This window comes from Caballeronia sp. (genome assembly GCF_028292365.1).
Lineage (GTDB): Bacteria > Pseudomonadota > Gammaproteobacteria > Burkholderiales > Burkholderiaceae > Caballeronia.
This window is the reverse complement of record NZ_JAQGMM010000170.1, coordinates 1-16,836: the sequence shown is the minus strand read 5'-3', so window position 1 is coordinate 16,836 and position 16,836 is coordinate 1. Positions and strand designations below refer to the sequence as shown.

Genomic DNA, 16,836 nt, shown 5'->3' with positions numbered 1-16,836 from the left:
TTCGCCAGTCTGGAAGCGCATAGCCAGCCCGCGAATGCCGCCGGATGGCTGGCGGGTTGGGGGGCGGGTGCGATGCTACCGGCAGTCGTTGTCGCCTTGCCGTTCGAGGTACCGGTTCTGGCTGTGATTGCGGTCGGATTTGGCGTCGGGCTCATCGTGCAGGTCGCCGTGAATCACTATTACGGCAAAAGCATCGGCGACACCTGGGATCGATTCGCCGGTTCGCATCACTGGTAGGCTGGGTGCATGGAAAAAAATATTATCAAGCTGCCGCTCGGCATGTTCGCGTTCAATGTGTTGTTCGGCGCGCTGGCGGTGGCCAGTTTTCCGGTTCTGATCTGGGCGCTGCCTGCGATGCTTGTCGCCGCGCTCGTGTATGCCGTGTTTGCGGCTTTTTTTGCGACCGGGTACACGGCCTATCATCAGGGAATGAGCATCCTTATGCGGCTCAATTTCTGCCTCTTCGCGGCAACCGTGTGCGCACTGCTTGCAGATACACTCGGCTTTACGTCGCGAGCGATGCTCATGCTGACGAGCGGATATTTCGCCGCGCTAATCACGGCGTATTTCATTTTTTTCGTCCGGGAGCGAGGGCGGAACTGGAACGACTTCCTGGACTCGCTGCGCAGCCCCACGCTCGCTATCGAAGGCGTGAGGGTGGTGCGGTTCATTCGTGCGCGGGGAAGTTCCCATTCGAAACAAAGCAAATCGCCATCGCTGCTTGCGCCGCTTGGTGCGGCAGCAGGCGTGGTCGCGATGACAGTCGTCGGCGCTGTGTTCGGCGCCCAAGGGAAAGCGCTTTTTCAGTGTGCCGTTGAGGCCGCTATCCTGGTGTCACCCTTCGCGGTGCTGCCCTTCGTGATGATGTATTTCGTGGGCGTCCACGAAGTGAAGCGCGTCGAGAAACGACAGCGGACCCGATTTGTGTTCGACGATGTCGAGGCATTGCAACATGAGCGTGCGAAGTTGAGCGTCGCCCGGCTCATCAATCCCAGGCTGCGGCAAGTGGTGCCTCCGGCACGGTAGTACGGCGACCGAGCAAATCCGCAAGCGAAATGACGTACAACGACGACAATCGGAATGGAAGAACTACTCCCTTTCTACGAGCGAGAACTATCATTGCTCCGGCAATATGCGCGCGAGTTCGCCGAACGGAATCCGAAAATTGCGGCTGGGCTTGCTATGTCTGGCGGCCGCTCGGAGGACCCGCACGTTGAGCGAATGCTGCAGTCCTCCGCGCTTCTGGGTGCCAGGATCAGCGCAAAAATAGAGGACGGCTATCCCGAGTTTACCGAGGCGCTGCTAGAGGTCCTGTTTCCGCAATATCTGCGGGCGATTCCGTCATGTTCGATTGCTCAGTTCACAGCAGATACGCGTGCAAGCCAACTAACCGAAGCCGCCATCGTCGGGCGTGGAGCGGCGCTGGAAGCACGTATCGGCGAATGCCGGTTTCGCACGGTCTACGACGTGACGGTCCTGCCACTGCGTCTGACGGCGGCCCGGTACTCTGCGACGGCGATGGCACCAGCGAGCGTCCAGCTTCCAGCCAACACCACCGGATTGATCTCGATTACGTTTGAACCGGCAACGGAAACCGGAGGCTTTGGTTCGACGACGCCTCCTGAGGCACTCCGCATACATCTCGCGGGCCAGCCGCCGTTCGTATCCGCGTTGACCGATACGCTTCTAATGCGAACGTCAGCTGCCTTTGTCGAGGCCGATGGTTGTGGCCGGTGGAAGCCTCTCATGCAGGTCCCGCTCAAACCCGTCGGTTTCGATGATCGCGACACACTGCTTGGCGAACCATCGGACGCCGCATCCGCCTTCCGGCTACTAATGGAATTTTTCGCGTTTCCGGACAAGTTCCAGTTTGTCGATGTCGATTTTGCACGCCTCATGCGTAGCGCTGGCTCATGCAGGAAGCTGACGCTGCATCTCGCAATTGGGAACGTGCCGAACGACTCGCCCGTGGCGCGCGCAATGGAGGCGCTGAGCGCAGACAATCTGAAGCTCTTCTGTACGCCGGTCATCAACCTGTACAAACGTGAGGCGCAACCGGTTCACATCACGAGCACCGCGACTTCATATCCGGTTGTGCCGCAGGCACTGCGCGTCTCTAACACTGAAGTCTATTCAATCGATTCCGTCTACGTTGCGGAGCAGAAAGCGACGGGTAAAACGGTGACCGAAATCCCGCCGTATCGCTCGCTGCGGCACGACGGATCGGCGCAATCATCTGGCACATACTGGGTTGCTCGCCGCGACCCATGGATCGCCCAGCAGCGTCCCGGTTATGAAACTGAGATTTCGCTCGTAGGGATTGACGAGAACCCGATCTCTCTGGAAACCGAGCAGTTAAGTATTGAAGTGACCTGCACTAATCGCGACTTGCCGCCAACGATGCCGTTCGGCACGCCAGGTGGAGATTTGCTGAACGAGGACGCGTCATTTGCCTGCGCGATTTCAATGTTGCGGGCGCCCACCGAAAGCGTGAGGCTGCCGCGTGGCAGCAGTGCACTATGGAGTCTTCTCGCCCAGTTCACGCCGAACCCGCTTTCGTTAAGACCGTCCGGCCTCAGAGCTTTGCTACACCAGCATTCGCATTCGCGGTCGCCATCGATTTCACGACTCATCGATAGCATTGTCGGACTGGAACATCGTCCATGCATGAAATGGATGCCGATCAAACCGCTGCCGACATTTGTGCGTGGCATTGAGGTACTACTGACGATCGACGAAACGGCGTTTGTCGATACCAGCCTCAGCACCTTCGTTGGCGTGATGGATCGGTTCTTCGCCCCTTATGCGCATCTGAATAGCTTTGTTCAACTGGTCCTACTGTCGAGCGGTACAGGTTCCGAGGTCATTCGCTGCGATGCGAGGCAGGGGACCACTGCGATCCTTTGACGAGCTGTACGGACCCACGGCGATGTAACCGTCCAACCCCGTATGAAGCAAACATGGCAGAGCATGAGCATCTGAGTCGCCTCCTTCGACTGGGCGGCGGCATGTTGTTTGGATCAAGGGTTAGCGTTTTTGGGTTGCAGAAACTCTCGCACGCGCAATAGTGGGTCGAAGCCGGAAATTCGTTTCATGAAACGGAGTACGTCTTTCTTGGAGGGATGATGCAACGGATTCTCGCGATAGGCGGCGGTGGATTTTCAATGGGTGAGAGAGGATCGCCGATCGATACATATATCTGCGAACTCACAGGAAAAGAGCGCCCGCAGGTCTGCTTAATAGCGACGCCAAGCGGCGATCATCCGCGACTTGTGCGCGATTTTCACGATGTCTATGGGGCGCTTGGTTGCGAAACTTCCAACCTTGCCTTCTTCAATCAATTCGGACCCAATCCGATATCACGTACAAACTACAGGACACGTTTGCTTCAGCAAGATGCAATTTTCGTCTGTGGAGGCGACGCGAAATCCGCCATCGGCGTGTGGAAGGAATGGGGACTCGACGCAGTTCTCCGTGAGGCGTGGCAGGGAGGTGTGTTACTTACCGGAATGAGCGCTGGAGCTATTTGCTGGTTCGATCACGGAGCACCCGATTCAGCTCTCGCTGGCGCTCAGGCAGACCGGTTTCTTGGTTTTCTGGAGGGCGGCTGTGAAGTTCACTACCATGCTGGAGAGACACGACAGATTCGGACAAACCTCCTCGAACGGTTCAAGGGAAGCGGCTTCTCGTCGATGGTCGCGATAGATGATTTCGCCGCCGTGTTGTATGCGGGACAAACGATCGAAGCGGTCCTGTCCTGGAAACCAGACGCCACGGCATATCAAATAGAATGCATTGACGGATATGTGACTGAGCAGCCTTTGGCATACGCACGGCTAGCAGTGCCAAAAAGTCGATCGCAGCTGTTGACAACGAGCGTCCCCCCAGCAGTTTTGCAGACGTATGTTGGCCGGTATCGATTGATGAGCCCTGACGTTCTGACGATCTCCATGGAGGGCAATTGCTTGTTTGCCGAACTGATAGGGCAAGACAAATTCGAAATGCATGCGGAGAATGAGCGTGATTTCTTCTGCGAATTCATTGACGCTCGTGTCACTTTTCAGGAAGACTTCAGCGGGAGGGTGGCCTCTCTGACGCTACGCCAAAATGGAAGCGATGTCTCAGCGCTGAAGATCGCCGGAAATGAAGATCTGTAAAGAATGGTTGAATCGAATGTCGGCATTCGTCCTTGTTCGGCCACTTTGAGTCATTCGGGCCAGCGGGCAGAATCGTTAACAATCGACGCTGCGAAGTAACACCTATTGCAATTCGATGACATTGACGATCGTTACGCACCCACATCGTGGAAGAGCAAAAAATCCCTAACCCGTAGCTCGGGTGTCAGTCGGTTCGAAACGGAGCCTCCGGATGTCCGAAGCTCCGATGAACATCCGCATCTGCTAATTTCCGCCTGCTAGTTCCAGTTGAAGCAATCCGGGCAGTGTAAGTTGCGCAAAGGACGCGATGCTTGACAGATCGGCGTCCCTGTACCAGCCCTCATCGTGAAGTAGATTCAACGTTCCGACGGTCCGGCCGTTCCAGCGAACCGGCATATTGAGCACGCTTTCGCATCCTAGCGATTGAATCAGCGCATGGTCGGAAAAGACCTCTTTGAGATCCTTCGCCGTATTGCCGACGAACGGCAGACCCCGACGAATCACGTGATCGGCCCAGCGTTGGGAGATGATTTTCTTTCGTCCACCGGGTGGGTAGTCGTTGGAAAGATTTGAGTAGACGCGGATCGATTCTGTGATCGCCGTGTCGTACATCAATATCGTGAATAACTTGTGTGAGACGGTTCGTAACAACGCTTGATCGACTGCACGGAAAACGGCCTCCGGTTGATTGCCATCCGCATGTGATGCGGCCACCTGGTTGAGAGTTGACAGTAGTTCAGAGGTCATGCTTCCAGTTCCTTTACCGCGATAGCTTCCAGTGAGAGTCCTTTGGTCCGGATTCCCATCACAAGGACGGCAATTGCACCGGTTAGCAGCACCGCCGTCGTCACTCCAAATACGCCCCCGAATCCAAGTATCGGGAAAATATAACCCACTAGAATCGGGGAGATGATGGCGCCGATACGTCCCACCGCGGAGGCGATCCCGACGCCTGTGGTACGAATGGCAGTTGGGAACACCTCGGCCGTATAGGCATAGACCCCAGCATAGGTCCCGTTCATGAAGAAGGAAAGGCAGATGCCCGCGACCATGATCGCTTCGTTTGTTCGCGTCATGGTCATGGTCAACGCAGCGACTCCGCCAAGCACCATGTAGGACGCGATCGTGGCCTGCCGGCCGATCTTTTCGTTGAGCCAGGCCGCCGAAAAATAGCCTGGAATCTGCGCTATATAAATCGCAAGAGAATACGCGAAGCTCTTTGTGATGCTCATGCCGTGCTGCATCAGCAAGCCCGGAATCCACGTGAAAAACGAGTAGTAGCTGAAGGTGATCGTGAGCCACATCGTCCAGGTCATGGCGGTTACCTTCGCCTGCTTGCCGACCCACAAGGCCTTGAAGTTGGCGATGAACGACCCTTTTGCAGGCGCTTCTTGCAGGTTTGCTTCAATCTGTACGTCGGGACCGGCAGCTTCCAGCGTGTAACCGGTCGCCAGCAACTCGCGCTCGATTTTGTCCACCGCAGCCCGCGCCTCGTCATGGCGGCCCCGGCTCTCAAGCCATCGTGGCGACTCGGGCAGCACGCGACGCCACCACAACAGCATCACAACCGGAAGCGCGGTCAGTACCGTCAGAATGCGCCACCCTTCGGGCGTAGCCGGTACGATCAGGTAGCCCAGCAGGGCCGCCGCGACGAAGCCGAACGAAAAGAACCCGGCAAGCGACCCCACGAACGTTCCGCGATACCGCCGCGCCACAAACTCCGCTAGGTACGGCGCGATGATGGCGCTTTCTGCTCCGGTGCCAAGACCGGCAAAGATCCGAGCGACGAGGAACGTCGGCCAAATATGAGTTGTTGCGCTGACGAGTGATGCCAAGGAGTAGATCGCGAGTGCAACCATCATCACGCGACGCCGGCCAATCAGATCGCCGAGTGCACCGGCGAGTAGCGCGCCGAAGAAAAAACCAATATAGGTCGCACTGCCCAGCACGCCCGTCTGTACGCTCGTCAGGCTCCACTGCGAACGTAGGACGGGCAGGATGAATGCGAGCACGGCGGCATCCATGGCGTCAAAGGTATATCCGAGGCCACCGATCAACAACAAGCGTCGATGAAACTTCGAAAACGGCCAGCTTTCAATTCTTGATGATATGGACGACACGACGTCTCTCCGATGAACTACAAAAAATTCCAGGGCCGTGATGCTTAGAAGCTGTGGCGAATTCCTACGCGCAGTGCCAGCTGGTTCGATGTGCTCGACGGACTGATGAACGCCAGCGCGGCAACGGCGGCATGGCCGGTCGAATCGGTGCCGCTCGCGTGCTGCCACGCACCGATGGCATAAAACAGCGTGCGTTTCGACAAATCGTATTCAGCCCCGATGTTGACCTGGCTGTAATTGGCGCTTTCGCCTCGGGTGTAGTCATAGGCCGCGCCGGCGAGGATGGACGGCGTGAATCGATACGAAAAATTGGCGTCGACGTTATTGAAACGCGCGGTTCCCGAGAAGGGCGTGCTCGATGTTTTGATCACGTCCTGGTATTGCGTGTTCGTGTAGACGGCGCCGACAGACAGGCCGCCGAATACATAGTTCGCGCCGGCACCGAGCACCTGATAGGTCCGTGCCGAAACATAGCCGCTGTAAATCGGATTGGTGATGGGGTTCGTGAAGGTCGTATTCGCAACCGGCGTTGCCGTTGCATCGTAGAGGGAGGTTGCCGGATTGTTCAGCTTGAGCGCCGCCAGCGCGACCTTGAACGATGGCGTGGTGTAGGTCAGGTTCGCACCTTCTCCGCGACCTTGCGAGAAATTGCCTGCGACGCCGCCCAGCGTCAACATCGCGCTGCCTTGCAGGCCGCGGAAATTGGGGCTTACGTACTTGACCATGTTGCTGAACGAATAGTCGCCCCAGACATTGTCGACATCGCCGGCGTGAGCGGTCATGACGCCGCCGAACTTGGCTGCCGAGGTCAGTCCGATCAGGCTGTCGGACACGACGTCGTATTGGCGACCGAGACGGATAGACCCGAAGTGCGAGTCCAGTCCGACATACGCCTGACGTCCGAACTCGCGCGACCCGTTGCCCATTTTCCCGGTGTTCGGGTCGAAGCCGCCTTCGAGCACGAACGTGGTCGTCATGCCGTCGCCAAGATCTTCCACGCCACGAAAGCCCCAGCGGCTGCTGCCGCGTCCGCCATTTGACATCTGGATGTTGTGCCCGCCACCTTGGTTGTTGGTGTACGTGATCCCGTCGTCCAGTGTGCCGAAGAGAGTCACCGAACTCTGCGCGTGGCTGACGCTTGCCGCGAGCAGGACAGGTGCGCCCAAACAAAACTTTTTAATTTTCATTTCATTCTCCCCCAGGTTTCTCGTTCACACCGTGAACGAGGCTTGTGTCAGATGATTCGAATAGAACTGGCCCGCTTTCATGACGGCGAGCAGGTTGCGGCTGTCCTGGAAGACCGAGAGGTCGTCGAGCGGGTTGCCGTCGAGCACGATCAAATCTGCGTGCGCGCCCCGTGCAATCACGCCGATACGGCCCGTCTGGTTCATCATTTCGGCATTGATCCAGGTGGCGCTCCTGAGGATGTCGGCTGGCTTCATGGCCTCCTGGCGCATCGTCAGTTCGTCGTACTGGGAGACGTGCATTTCGCCGAGCAGGTCGGAGCCGAGCCCGATCTTCACCCCGGCGGCATGGGCCATCTTCAGCGCCTCGATACCCTGGTTTTTCACGCGATCCGTTTTCTCAAGCATCGCTTCGGACCAGCCGAGTTGTTTGCCATGCCGTTCGATGGCCGCATAGGTCGCGAGCGTCGGTACGAGATAAGCACCGTGTTCCGCCATGAATTGCGCGGTCGCCATGTCGATCAGGTTGCCGTGCTCGATCGAGCGCACCCCGCAGCGCACCGCTCGCTGAATCGCTTCGGGCGAATAGGCATGGGCCATCACGTAGGTTTTGGCGGCAGTAGCTTCCTCGACGATCGCCGTCAGCTCTTCGATCGAGTATTGCGTGCCGTCGAGCGGGTCGTTCGGTGTGGAGATTCCGCCGCCCGCCATGACCTTGATATGGGTGGCTCCGTTGCGGATCTCTTCACGCACCGCACGCCGGACTTCCGGAACACCATCGGCGACGTGGCCCAGCAAGCCCACCGCGCCGCAGCACGCGCAACTCATGCCGTTGAAGAATGCCGGACGCGAGTCGCCGTGCCCACCGGTCTGCGTCAACGCGCGGCCTGCGATGAAAAGGCGCGGCCCGGCGAAGTGGCCTAGCTCGATGGCCTGCACGAGGCCGGAGTCAGCACCACCCGCGTCTCTCACAGTGGTGTAGCCGCGCTTGAGCATCTGCTCGAGGATGTCTTTCGATTGCGCCGTAATCAGCGACTGCGGCAGCATCGAGAGCTTGAAGAAGTCGGGAATGGTGGCCGTGACGTGTACGTGCGCGTCAATCAGGCCCGGCAGGACCACACGCCCCGCGAGATCGAACACCTGGGCGTCGCCGATATCGAGTTGACCGAATGACACCGCATCCACCATGCCGTCCTCGACGACGATGGTCGCGCCCGGCTTCAATGTGGCGCTCGGGCTGTCGAACAGGTTGGCGTTACGAAAAACGATACGTGTCATGAAAGGCTCCGGGAACTTGATGGAGCCATTCTGGGGACCTGCTTTTTTGACAACAACGACATCCAATCTATTATTTCGTTGCTTTTAGGGCAACATCTGCGCAATGCGCGCAGCCACTTTCGGGAGAGAAAATGAGCGGTTTAACGATCGGGCGCTTACGCTATCTGTTCGAAGCGGTGCGCCTCGGCGGCATCCGTGCCGCAGCGGATTTCCTGAACGTCGCGCCGTCGGCAGTAAGCCGCCAGCTCGTGCTGCTCGAAAAAGCTGCTCGTACACCCTTGCTGGAGACCAACCGGCGTGGCGCGAAGCCGACCGAAGCTGGGCTGCTCCTGATCGACTACTACCGTGAACACGTCTCGCGTGAAGAGGCGCTCGTGTCCAGGCTGGATGGCATTCATGGGCTGGAATACGGCAACATTGCGCTTGGGGCAGTGCAGGGTTTCACCGACGACCTGATGCGCCACGCGCTATGCGAATTCAACGCGCGTCATCCGAACGTGACGATCACGCTGAAGCTGGGCGGCGTCAACGACATTCTCAACTGGCTCGAGGACGACGAAGTGCATCTCGGGCTGACGTATGGGCCGGGACTCGACCTGCATGCCGCGCGGTTGAAGGAAATTGTCTCGGTCGTGCAGCCGGTGTGCGCGATTGTCCCGCGGAATCATCCGCTGACCCGGCTCGAGGCTGTGCACGTCGACGATCTTTTTGCCTATCCGTTCGCGCTCGCCCGCCCTGGGTACGGCACGAGAAAGATCGTTGAGCAAATCGAGGCGAGCGAGGAGCGCCAGTTCAATGTCGTACTGGAAACGGATCATCTGATCGGCTTGACGAGTTTTGTCCGTGCGGGGATGGGGGTGACGCTTTTGCCCGCGTTCGCGGTTCACGACGACGTGGAACGGGGTGCTCTTGAGGCACTCTCGATCAAGCACGATCTCATGCAGAAGGTGCAGGCGCAGCTAGTCAGCCGGCGTGGGCGCGAACTGCCGGTCGGTGCCGTGAAGCTCCAGCGCTTGCTGATCGCGAACATGCTGGCATTCAAAGCGTGAACCCGCTTCGGTTAAGAACTGCGCACAAGATATAGATCAATCGCCCGCGTTGGAAGAGCCGTGGGCGGTCTGCTCCGACGCGACGCGGCTGCCACCCCGTCGCTGACTGGGTGAGTGTGCTGGAGAGAGATTTAACGGATGCCCGAGGTCGCAAAGCCCGGGTCGTGAACGTCCGTTGTCGAGAAAGTTGACTGGCTGTTGCGGGTCGACTACGGCCAATCGCTTGCGAGTAAGATGTGAGCCGTCGACGTCTAGTAACTGCACCACTACTACGGCGATGCGATCGATCAAGCGGACTTGACGTTCCTTCGAGCTTTTCCCGAAGACCGGTCCTGTCCCGACGAGCGGTGAGAGCTATGAGATTACATTTAGCTTTCGAATCGGTTGACGACGGCCCGTCTGGCGGGTTCGCATTAAAGGAACTGGCTCACGCTCACTCTGGCTGTTTGGAGCCGGTGGAGGGCCGATTTACCCCGTTGACGGGCGGTCAAACCGGCTTTCCGCCGCCCGCGCCGGTCCGTCAGACCGGAAATTGTCATGTTTTTGCGACATTTTTCTGCCGGGCGGTTTGTTTTTTGGTTAGCTCGACCGGCTGCGCAGATGAAATTTCGTGCTAGGATTCACTCAAGATAACGTTTTCGGCGCAATCTTCTGGCTCAAACTCTGTAGTTTGGCTGCCAAAAGATGCACCTAAACGACTCGAGATTGGGTGGGGGTATTGCGGTAACGGATGCCTCAAACCACGATTTCCGCAGCTGTTTTTGGCGCGCCTTTGTGCGGCAAACCAGCCAGTGATTTTCCCTGCTTCGGGCAGTGCCTGTTCGGGACGTTATGCAGCCCGTACGCTGACTATGCCACGTCTTTTCCCCATCGACTGCGATTCTCAGTCGAAGTCCTTCGCTGACGGCGACAAAGTATGCCTTGTCCTCACGCTTGAGGCTTTCAAGTCCTTTCACTGTAAGCTTTTTCATTCGTCTCATTCCGTTACCGTCTTGTTACCGTCTAAATTTCGGATTTCAGTGTACTTTACTGGACGGTGTCGGTTATAAATATCGGACAAAGTCTTATTCGGTAAGGGATTATGGACGACGTTGGATTTCAATGGATTGCGAGAAAACCACTTTGGGATCAGAGGGTCGAAGGTTCGAATCCTTTCGCTCCGACCACGTTTCAAATGAAGGGGTCACGAGTTTAACTCGCGACCCCTTTGCCTTTTCTGGCGCTGCTTCGAAGTTTGCAATGACCACAGCCGCCGAGCGTTTCCGTTCCCTCGCAAATTCCCGATATCGTTTAATCTTCTGCGTTCACCCTTCGTATTTGTACCTGAACTTTATTTCCGGGCCGTCCATGCCGCGTTTCGCTACTTTGCTACTCTGCTCACTGCTTCTGTCCGCCTGTGCCGACGCGACCGTGCCGCACCACACGCCGCCGCAAGATCCACCCGATTACAAAGGCGTGCCCACCGATACAACGCCGCCAGTCATGATCATCGCGCCGGCCAAGCCCGAGCAGCCGCAATAAAACTGTCGCCGCGCGCCGCGAACTTGGCCCTCATGCCGCAGCGTATAATCCGCCTATGAACACGCCCGCCAACGACACCCCGTCTCACGCCCACTCGTCCGCCGACGCGCTTCAGGCGGCGATCACGATGGCCGACGATTATTGTCGCGAGCGGGGTCAGAAACTCACGCCTATTCGCCGCACTGTGCTCGAATTGCTGCTGGCTTCGGGCCGCGCGACCAAGGCCTATACGCTGCTCGACGAAATGCGCGCGATGCATCCGAACGCGTCGCCTCCCACGGTGTATCGGGCGCTGGATTTCCTGCTCTCAGCGGGGCTGATTCATCGGATCGAGTCGATCAACGCGTTCACCGTTTGCCACGATCTCACGCATTGCCAACATGGCGTGCTGATCGTTTGCCAGCAATGTGGCCGCGTGACCGAGTTGCAGCAGCAAAAACAGTTGCGCCAGAGCCTGATGTCGCAGGTTGAGGCGAGCGGGTATCGGCTGGCCGGCGACGACATCGAGTTAAAGGGTATTTGTCCGGCATGTCAGGCCGCTGAAGACCCCAGCGCGCATCAGCACGACCACGATCACAATCACGCGTCGCATTGATTTTCGCACGCGACGTGTAAAAGCTTCGCGCAGAAGAAAGCCGTTTCCGACGTCAGTTGGAAACGGCTTTTTATCTCTGGATGGCTTCGAACGCCGCTCTCCCAAACTCGCGGCTCAAATGAAGCGAAATCGAAGCGAAGCCCCGATGCGGGCACACCGAGGCTTCTGACCCGCGAAGGCCGTTCGCGCAGAAAATCGCGGGCTGAACGTATTCTAGAGTGCACCAATCGGGCTGATTGTGATCACTTGTATCAACGCGTAACCCAATGTGCACAGGGCGTTTCCAGAGGTCAAGCCTGTCTGGTCAACGAAGGCCGCGACACGTAATTACTACGACAGAAACGCACCCATGCAAGCGTATTGTGCGAACTTCTTGCCGCAAAGGTATGATCCCAATTCCTGAAATCGATTCCCGATCATGACCTCGTTCTGGATTTTCCTCGCCATTTGCCCAATCGCGCTGGGTTCGCTGGTCGTGTTCGCCTCGCATATCGACCCGTTGTCCGGTCGGTGGCGCGGCGCGCAAATGCTCGGTTCGCTGGGTCCGCGAGCAAACCAGGCGGTGGGTGAACACGTTGCGCGCGTTGGCCGCTCAATCAAGAAACACGCAGGCGCTATTGCTTGCAGCGAATCACCATCGACCGGTTCTTGACGTTCGCGCCGAAAATCCCGGCCACCGTTCCGCCTGACGTCGCCCCGTTGTCGACATCCTTCGACACCACGTCGTAGCCGTACGAACCGCATATTTCGCCCGCCTTCTTGTAGCATTCGCCCCAGCTTGTACTCGCGTCGCCACCGCTGCAATTAATCGCAAAGCCGGTGTCGCCGGACGGCAGATAGGTCCTCTTCGCCGAGTCGGCGCAGCCAGCGAGCGTCAGCGCAGCCGCCATCACCGCAACCGTCGCGGCTACTTTTCCAAGCGTCGTGGCGCAAACTTGTAATTTCATTGATTCTTCCCTGTGTTTAATTAAGCACGCCCGTGTTCGTTGAGCGTGCCTGTGATCATTTGAGCGGCGCGTTAGCGTGCCGGCAGATAGCGCGATGGATCGATCGAACTGCCTTTGTAGCGCAATTCAAAATGCAACATCACGCGATTCGTGTCGGTGTCGCCCATTTCCGCTATGGGCTGACCCTGCGTGATGCTCTGGCCCTCCTTCACGAGCAGCGCGCGGTTATGCGCGTAGGCGGTCAGGTAGTCGGCGCTGTGTTTCACGATCAGCAGGTTGCCGTAACCGCGCAGCCCGTTCCCCGCATAGACGACCGTTCCCGCGGCGGCCGCCACGATTTGCATCCCGGGCGTGCCGGCAATGTCGATACCCTTCGAACTCTTGCCATCGAAACCGCGAATCACGCTGCCTTGCGTCGGCCAGATGAGCGAAATGCTGCTGGCCGGCGTGACCAATGCGGATGACGATGGCGACGAGTCCGATGGTTCGGCGCTGCTTGCGCGGGCCGGTGGGGCTGAAGACCCGGCCGGTGTCACGCTTCCCGCTGGCGGCGCCACGCGCAGCACCTGACCGACCTCGATAGCATTCGGGTCGGTGAGGTTGTTCCAGCGCGCGATGTTCGAGACCGATGTCCGGTTCGCCCGCGCCACCTTCGACACTGTGTCGCCCCGTTCAACACGATAAAACCCTGGTCCGACCGGCGCGGAGCCGCACGCGGCGAGCACTGCGACCAATGACACGCAGGTCAGCCGTCGAATTATTTTTAGCAAACCCAAAACCTCGTAAAGCGCCGCACAAACCGAAAACGCTGCGGCAAACAAACCAGGACGCGTATCGGCGAAATGTCCGATTTTACCGTCCCGGCGTCGCTGCCCTCAGAAGCGGCCCACGCGGCCCGCGAGTTGCCACGCTGTGTCCTGCTTCTCTTCCTCTTCAAGCCGGCGAAATGGTCAGCCGCAGTGCCGCCGTTTCGGTCTTTCCTGGCGCGAGCCAACGCAGTCCGCGGCCGTTGTGAATGGCGTCGGGAAGTCCGACCCATGGCTCGACGCAGTAGAAATCCGATGTGGGCGCTTCGGTCCAGGTCGTCACGGAATACCAGGGTACCGAGTCGGGGCGTTGCAGGTCGAAATTCACCGCGCGCTTCAAACCCGGTGTGACAAGGCGAACCGGGTGATCGGAAGGACCGGTAAAACAATGGAAACGGTCCAGGATGTTCGCATCGTCCAGTGCGTAGCGCGCCGCGCCTGCTTGCGAGTCAGTGATCGTGCCATCGTCGAGTTGCCGGCAAGTTTCCGTCCGCGGCAATTCGAGGCTGCTGATGCCGCGCTGGTCGTGCGGCAGGACGAAGTAGAAATGATGACCCGCGTAGTAGGGCAGCGGTACTTCGCCGGGATTCGACGTGGTGAGTTCGACATCGAGCGTCACAGCGTCGACCAATCTGTATGCCGCCTCGAAACGAAACGCGAACGGATAACCCTGGCGCGTGAAATCATTGTCCACGAGCGTCATTCGCACACCGTGGCCGTCTGCGTCTTTGCGATGTTCGAACGGCAGGTTACGCGCGAAACCGTGCATGGGGAGTTCGTGCACGACGCCTTCCGGATCGCGCCACTTGCCGATCTCGCCATCGACGAAATGACGGCCGAGAAACGGAAACAATAACGGATTGCCGCCGCGAATCTTGACGAAGTTGGACCAGTCCGGCGCGGCTGGCCAGAAGATGACGGGCTCGCCGCCGACGCGCCACGTCATCAGCCGTCCGCCCGCGCGCGGCGCGAGTTCGAGAGCGGCGTCATCGAACGTGATTTCCAGGATGTCTTCAGGCTGGGATGACATGTCGGTTGTCTCCTTGATTAATGGACATTAATGGACAAACTGCGGTGGGCAAACTGCGTGGACGAACCAGTGGTCGAACGCGCAACGAACAAACGGTCTGCTGCAACGGGCGGCTCAATTCTACGGGGAAACCCTTTTGGGGAAATTGCGACTGACACAGCCGGTTTCATTGCCTTGATAATGCAAGCACGATGTAACACGGATGAAACATTTTTCGACCTTGACGATCTCGCACCGATCAAGTGGCCCCTGCCGAACGACGAGGATGATATGGATCTGGCGATGATGTTTGGAGTGTTCATTTTTGGCACGTTCGGCGCCGGTACGCTGCTGTTTCTATACAAGCTGCGGCCGTGACGCGGATGTGAAGCAGTCAAACAAAAAGCCCGTTATTACAACGGGCTTTTTTTATTATTACTAATGTATTTGTTTATCCAAACGATTTGCTTTCGATAACAAAAGGCACTACGCAAAGGCTTGGCGCTGCTTTTGGTGAGCGGCATAATCGGCCCGGTTTGCTTGGGGCTTTGCTGCACCGCCGCGGCTATGTGCCTGTCGCCAATTACGAAAGAGGATCGACGCGTGACTTTGTGGTTTCTGATTTTTCTGAGCGTACTCCAGGGTGTGACTGAATTGTTCCCGGTCAGCAGTCTTGGACATACGCTCCTGGTGCCCGGCCTGATTGGGATGCACATCGATAAACACGCGCCGCAATTGTTGCCGTTCCTGGTCGCGTTGCACCTGGGTACGGCGCTCGCGCTGCTGTGGTACTTCCGCAAGCGCTGGATTGCGCTGATCAAGGGGTTTGTCGGATCGCTGCGCGGCCGCCAAAACGCGGATGGTCACATGATGTGGGCGCTGATCATTGGCACGATTCCGACGGGCATCGTCGGGCTGGTGCTTGAAAAGCGACTTGAGGCGCTGTTCCACGATCTGCGGATCGTGGCGGCCGCGTTGATGGTGAACGGCGTGCTGTTGTGGCTCGGCGACCGGCTGACGCGTGCGCGCGCCGAGCGCGCGCCTGAAGACCTCACGTTCAAGCAGGCGTTCCTGGTTGGCCTTGCGCAGATTGGCGCGCTGATTCCCGGATTTTCGCGCAGCGGGCTGACGATTATCGCGGGCGTCGGCGCCGGGATGAGTTCGGAGAAAGCAGCGGAGTTCTCGTTCCTGCTGGGTACGCCGATCATCTTCGCGGCTGGCGTGCTTGAATTGCCGAAGCTGTTCCACGCACCGGATCAACTCTTCGACGCCGTGCTCGGCGGCGTGTTGACGGGAATCGCGGCGTATTTGAGCGTGCGTTTCCTGATGCGTTACTTCGAAGGCCGCGGCCGGCTGGCGGCTTTCGGCCTGTATTGCGTGGTCGCGGGCGCGTTCTGTCTTGGCTGGTTCATGCTCCATCCGCAACCGGTTTGAAGGGCTTTTAAAGCGCATTGAAGCGGGCGAGGTCTCGGAATGAGGCCTCGCATCCTTTCGATGAGGTAAAATCCCGGATCATCTGCATTGCGGCAGTAGCTCAGCTGGATAGAGCATCGGCCTTCTAAGCCGAGGGGCGGGGGTTCGAGTCCCTCCTGCCGTACCAGAACCTCTGGGTTCGTCTCAACACCTCGGGCGGGCGAAACCGCAGTATCGCGTCATCTTTGGCGGGGCGTGCTCACATGATCACGCCACCGCTTCAAAAGGCATTTCGCCTAGCGCGCAGTCAGCGCGTTCTGGTCCTGCCACACGTTGTCCTTCACCGTCACCGCCTTCGGAATCAGCTTCACGCGATAAAACGTGTCCGCCACGCTCTGTTGGGTCGTGACAATCTTCTCGTCGATCGGCGTCGCGCCATACGGCACCCGGCGTATCCACGTTTCCACAAGCGCCTCATCAAGTCCGATTTTCGGCGCCAGCAACGCCGCCGTGTCCGCGGGATGCTGTGTGACCCACGCACCGGTTGTCCGCAACTGATTGATCACGGCATGCACTGCCTGTGGATTTTGTGTGGCGAAACTGCGCGTAGCTTCGTAGAAATTGAACGGCTTCGGCAACCCGGTGTAGTCCGCGAGCGTGCGCACGGTCAACGCTTTCTGCGCGGCGGCATAGTACGGGTCCCAGACGATCCACGCATCGACATCGCCGTTTTCGAAAGCCGCGCGTGCGTCTGCGG

General features: G+C 58.3%; 17 protein-coding genes, 1 tRNA gene and 1 pseudogene. 11 read left to right on the top strand and 8 right to left on the bottom strand.

The window, feature by feature from the left end:
• The 4 genes from JWR14_RS10415 to JWR14_RS10400 all read left to right on the top strand — a co-directional run.
• Nucleotides 1–237: hypothetical protein (locus JWR14_RS10415; RefSeq protein ID WP_299705492.1), on the top strand; the 237-nt coding region annotated here is incomplete at its 5' end.
• 9 nt (nucleotides 238–246) lie between these two features.
• A complete protein-coding gene (locus tag JWR14_RS10410) occupies nucleotides 247–1,026 on the top strand; it encodes a hypothetical protein (RefSeq protein WP_299705490.1) in 780 nt (259 codons plus the stop codon).
• 54 nt (nucleotides 1,027–1,080) lie between these two features.
• Entirely contained in the window at nucleotides 1,081–2,907 is a 1,827-nt protein-coding gene (tssF, locus tag JWR14_RS10405) for a type VI secretion system baseplate subunit TssF (RefSeq protein ID WP_299705487.1), read from the top strand.
• A 218-nt stretch (nucleotides 2,908–3,125) separates the two neighbouring features.
• On the top strand, nucleotides 3,126–4,157 hold the full coding sequence (locus tag JWR14_RS10400; protein WP_299705484.1) for a Type 1 glutamine amidotransferase-like domain-containing protein: 1,032 nt from the start codon (nucleotides 3,126–3,128) through the stop codon (nucleotides 4,155–4,157).
• 243 nt (nucleotides 4,158–4,400) lie between these two features.
• On the opposite strand, the gene JWR14_RS10395 is transcribed toward JWR14_RS10400, so the two are convergent.
• From JWR14_RS10395 to JWR14_RS10380, 4 genes are read right to left on the bottom strand one after another with little or no spacing between them, the layout of a single operon-like run.
• Nucleotides 4,401–4,904: a GAF domain-containing protein gene (locus tag JWR14_RS10395; protein WP_299705481.1), complete on the bottom strand. Its 504-nt coding sequence runs from the start codon at nucleotides 4,902–4,904 to the stop codon at nucleotides 4,401–4,403.
• Nucleotides 4,901–6,277 carry an MFS transporter gene (locus JWR14_RS10390; RefSeq protein ID WP_299705478.1) on the bottom strand — a complete coding sequence of 459 codons (1,377 nt, stop codon included), beginning with the start codon at nucleotides 6,275–6,277 and terminating at the stop codon, nucleotides 4,901–4,903. Before JWR14_RS10390 ends, JWR14_RS10395 begins: the two co-directional genes overlap by 4 nt.
• Before the next feature lie 44 nt (nucleotides 6,278–6,321).
• The gene (locus JWR14_RS10385) at nucleotides 6,322–7,464 is read right to left on the bottom strand and encodes a porin (protein WP_299705475.1); all 1,143 of its coding nucleotides are present in this window, start codon (nucleotides 7,462–7,464) and stop codon (nucleotides 6,322–6,324) included.
• Between the two features lie 24 nt (nucleotides 7,465–7,488).
• On the bottom strand, nucleotides 7,489–8,739 hold the full coding sequence (locus tag JWR14_RS10380) for an amidohydrolase family protein (RefSeq protein WP_299705472.1): 1,251 nt from the start codon (nucleotides 8,737–8,739) through the stop codon (nucleotides 7,489–7,491).
• Nucleotides 8,740–8,870: 131 nt separating this feature from the next.
• Between JWR14_RS10380 and JWR14_RS10375 the strand changes: the two genes are divergently transcribed.
• The 4 genes from JWR14_RS10375 (at nucleotide 8,871) to JWR14_RS10360 (ending at nucleotide 12,556) form a co-directional block, all read left to right on the top strand.
• Nucleotides 8,871–9,788 carry a LysR family transcriptional regulator gene (locus tag JWR14_RS10375; protein WP_299705469.1) on the top strand — a complete coding sequence of 306 codons (918 nt, stop codon included), beginning with the start codon at nucleotides 8,871–8,873 and terminating at the stop codon, nucleotides 9,786–9,788.
• A gap of 1,239 nt (nucleotides 9,789–11,027) precedes the next feature.
• Entirely contained in the window at nucleotides 11,028–11,309 is a 282-nt protein-coding gene (locus tag JWR14_RS10370) for a hypothetical protein (RefSeq protein ID WP_299705498.1), read from the top strand.
• Nucleotides 11,310–11,364: 55 nt separating this feature from the next.
• Nucleotides 11,365–11,904 carry a Fur family transcriptional regulator gene (locus JWR14_RS10365; RefSeq protein WP_299705466.1) on the top strand — a complete coding sequence of 180 codons (540 nt, stop codon included), beginning with the start codon at nucleotides 11,365–11,367 and terminating at the stop codon, nucleotides 11,902–11,904.
• Nucleotides 11,905–12,322: 418 nt separating this feature from the next.
• Complete coding sequence (locus JWR14_RS10360) at nucleotides 12,323–12,556, top strand: hypothetical protein (RefSeq protein WP_299705463.1); 234 nt, start codon at nucleotides 12,323–12,325, stop codon at nucleotides 12,554–12,556.
• On the opposite strand, the gene JWR14_RS10355 is transcribed toward JWR14_RS10360, so the two are convergent.
• The 3 genes from JWR14_RS10355 to JWR14_RS10345 form a co-directional block, all read right to left on the bottom strand.
• Entirely contained in the window at nucleotides 12,519–12,794 is a 276-nt protein-coding gene (locus tag JWR14_RS10355) for a hypothetical protein (protein ID WP_299705495.1), read from the bottom strand. The two genes, JWR14_RS10360 and JWR14_RS10355, sit on opposite strands and share 38 nt — an antisense overlap.
• Nucleotides 12,795–12,922: 128 nt before the next feature.
• A complete protein-coding gene (locus tag JWR14_RS10350) occupies nucleotides 12,923–13,621 on the bottom strand; it encodes a peptidoglycan DD-metalloendopeptidase family protein (RefSeq protein ID WP_299705460.1) in 699 nt (232 codons plus the stop codon).
• 163 nt (nucleotides 13,622–13,784) lie between these two features.
• A complete protein-coding gene (locus tag JWR14_RS10345; protein ID WP_299705457.1) occupies nucleotides 13,785–14,687 on the bottom strand; it encodes an aldose epimerase in 903 nt (300 codons plus the stop codon).
• Nucleotides 14,688–14,717: 30 nt separating this feature from the next.
• Here JWR14_RS10345 and JWR14_RS10340 point away from each other — a divergent pair, with 30 nt between their 5' ends.
• The 3 genes from JWR14_RS10340 (at nucleotide 14,718) to JWR14_RS10330 (ending at nucleotide 16,266) form a co-directional block, all read left to right on the top strand.
• Nucleotides 14,718–15,044, top strand: coding sequence for a hypothetical protein (locus JWR14_RS10340; protein ID WP_299705455.1), 327 nt, complete (start codon nucleotides 14,718–14,720; stop codon nucleotides 15,042–15,044).
• A 225-nt stretch (nucleotides 15,045–15,269) separates the two neighbouring features.
• Nucleotides 15,270–16,100 (top strand): undecaprenyl-diphosphate phosphatase, encoded by an 831-nt coding sequence (locus tag JWR14_RS10335; protein ID WP_299705451.1) that lies wholly within the window; start codon nucleotides 15,270–15,272, stop codon nucleotides 16,098–16,100.
• An 89-nt stretch (nucleotides 16,101–16,189) separates the two neighbouring features.
• Nucleotides 16,190–16,266, top strand: a tRNA-Arg gene (locus JWR14_RS10330).
• Nucleotides 16,267–16,375: 109 nt separating this feature from the next.
• Here the strand turns inward: JWR14_RS10330 and JWR14_RS10325 are convergent.
• Nucleotides 16,376–16,836 (bottom strand): annotated as a pseudogene (locus JWR14_RS10325) (aliphatic sulfonate ABC transporter substrate-binding protein); the annotation flags it as partial.

What these genes read in the sequence shown, in the direction of transcription:
- JWR14_RS10410 (WP_299705490.1), top strand. Translation starts at nt 247, where the DNA reads ATGGAAAAAAATATTATCAAGCTGCCGCTCGGCATGTTCGCGTTCAAT.
- tssF (WP_299705487.1), top strand. Translation starts at nt 1,081, where the DNA reads ATGGAAGAACTACTCCCTTTCTACGAGCGAGAACTATCATTGCTCCGG.
- JWR14_RS10400 (WP_299705484.1), top strand. Translation starts at nt 3,126, where the DNA reads ATGCAACGGATTCTCGCGATAGGCGGCGGTGGATTTTCAATGGGTGAG.
- JWR14_RS10395 (WP_299705481.1), bottom strand. Translation starts at nt 4,904, where the DNA reads ATGACCTCTGAACTACTGTCAACTCTCAACCAGGTGGCCGCATCACAT.
- JWR14_RS10385 (WP_299705475.1), bottom strand. Translation starts at nt 7,464, where the DNA reads ATGAAAATTAAAAAGTTTTGTTTGGGCGCACCTGTCCTGCTCGCGGCA.
- JWR14_RS10380 (WP_299705472.1), bottom strand. Translation starts at nt 8,739, where the DNA reads ATGACACGTATCGTTTTTCGTAACGCCAACCTGTTCGACAGCCCGAGC.
- JWR14_RS10375 (WP_299705469.1), top strand. Translation starts at nt 8,871, where the DNA reads ATGAGCGGTTTAACGATCGGGCGCTTACGCTATCTGTTCGAAGCGGTG.
- JWR14_RS10370 (WP_299705498.1), top strand. Translation starts at nt 11,028, where the DNA reads ATGACCACAGCCGCCGAGCGTTTCCGTTCCCTCGCAAATTCCCGATAT.
- JWR14_RS10365 (WP_299705466.1), top strand. Translation starts at nt 11,365, where the DNA reads ATGAACACGCCCGCCAACGACACCCCGTCTCACGCCCACTCGTCCGCC.
- JWR14_RS10360 (WP_299705463.1), top strand. Translation starts at nt 12,323, where the DNA reads ATGACCTCGTTCTGGATTTTCCTCGCCATTTGCCCAATCGCGCTGGGT.
- JWR14_RS10355 (WP_299705495.1), bottom strand. Translation starts at nt 12,794, where the DNA reads ATGGCGGCTGCGCTGACGCTCGCTGGCTGCGCCGACTCGGCGAAGAGG.
- JWR14_RS10345 (WP_299705457.1), bottom strand. Translation starts at nt 14,687, where the DNA reads ATGTCATCCCAGCCTGAAGACATCCTGGAAATCACGTTCGATGACGCC.
- JWR14_RS10340 (WP_299705455.1), top strand. Translation starts at nt 14,718, where the DNA reads ATGGACAAACTGCGGTGGGCAAACTGCGTGGACGAACCAGTGGTCGAA.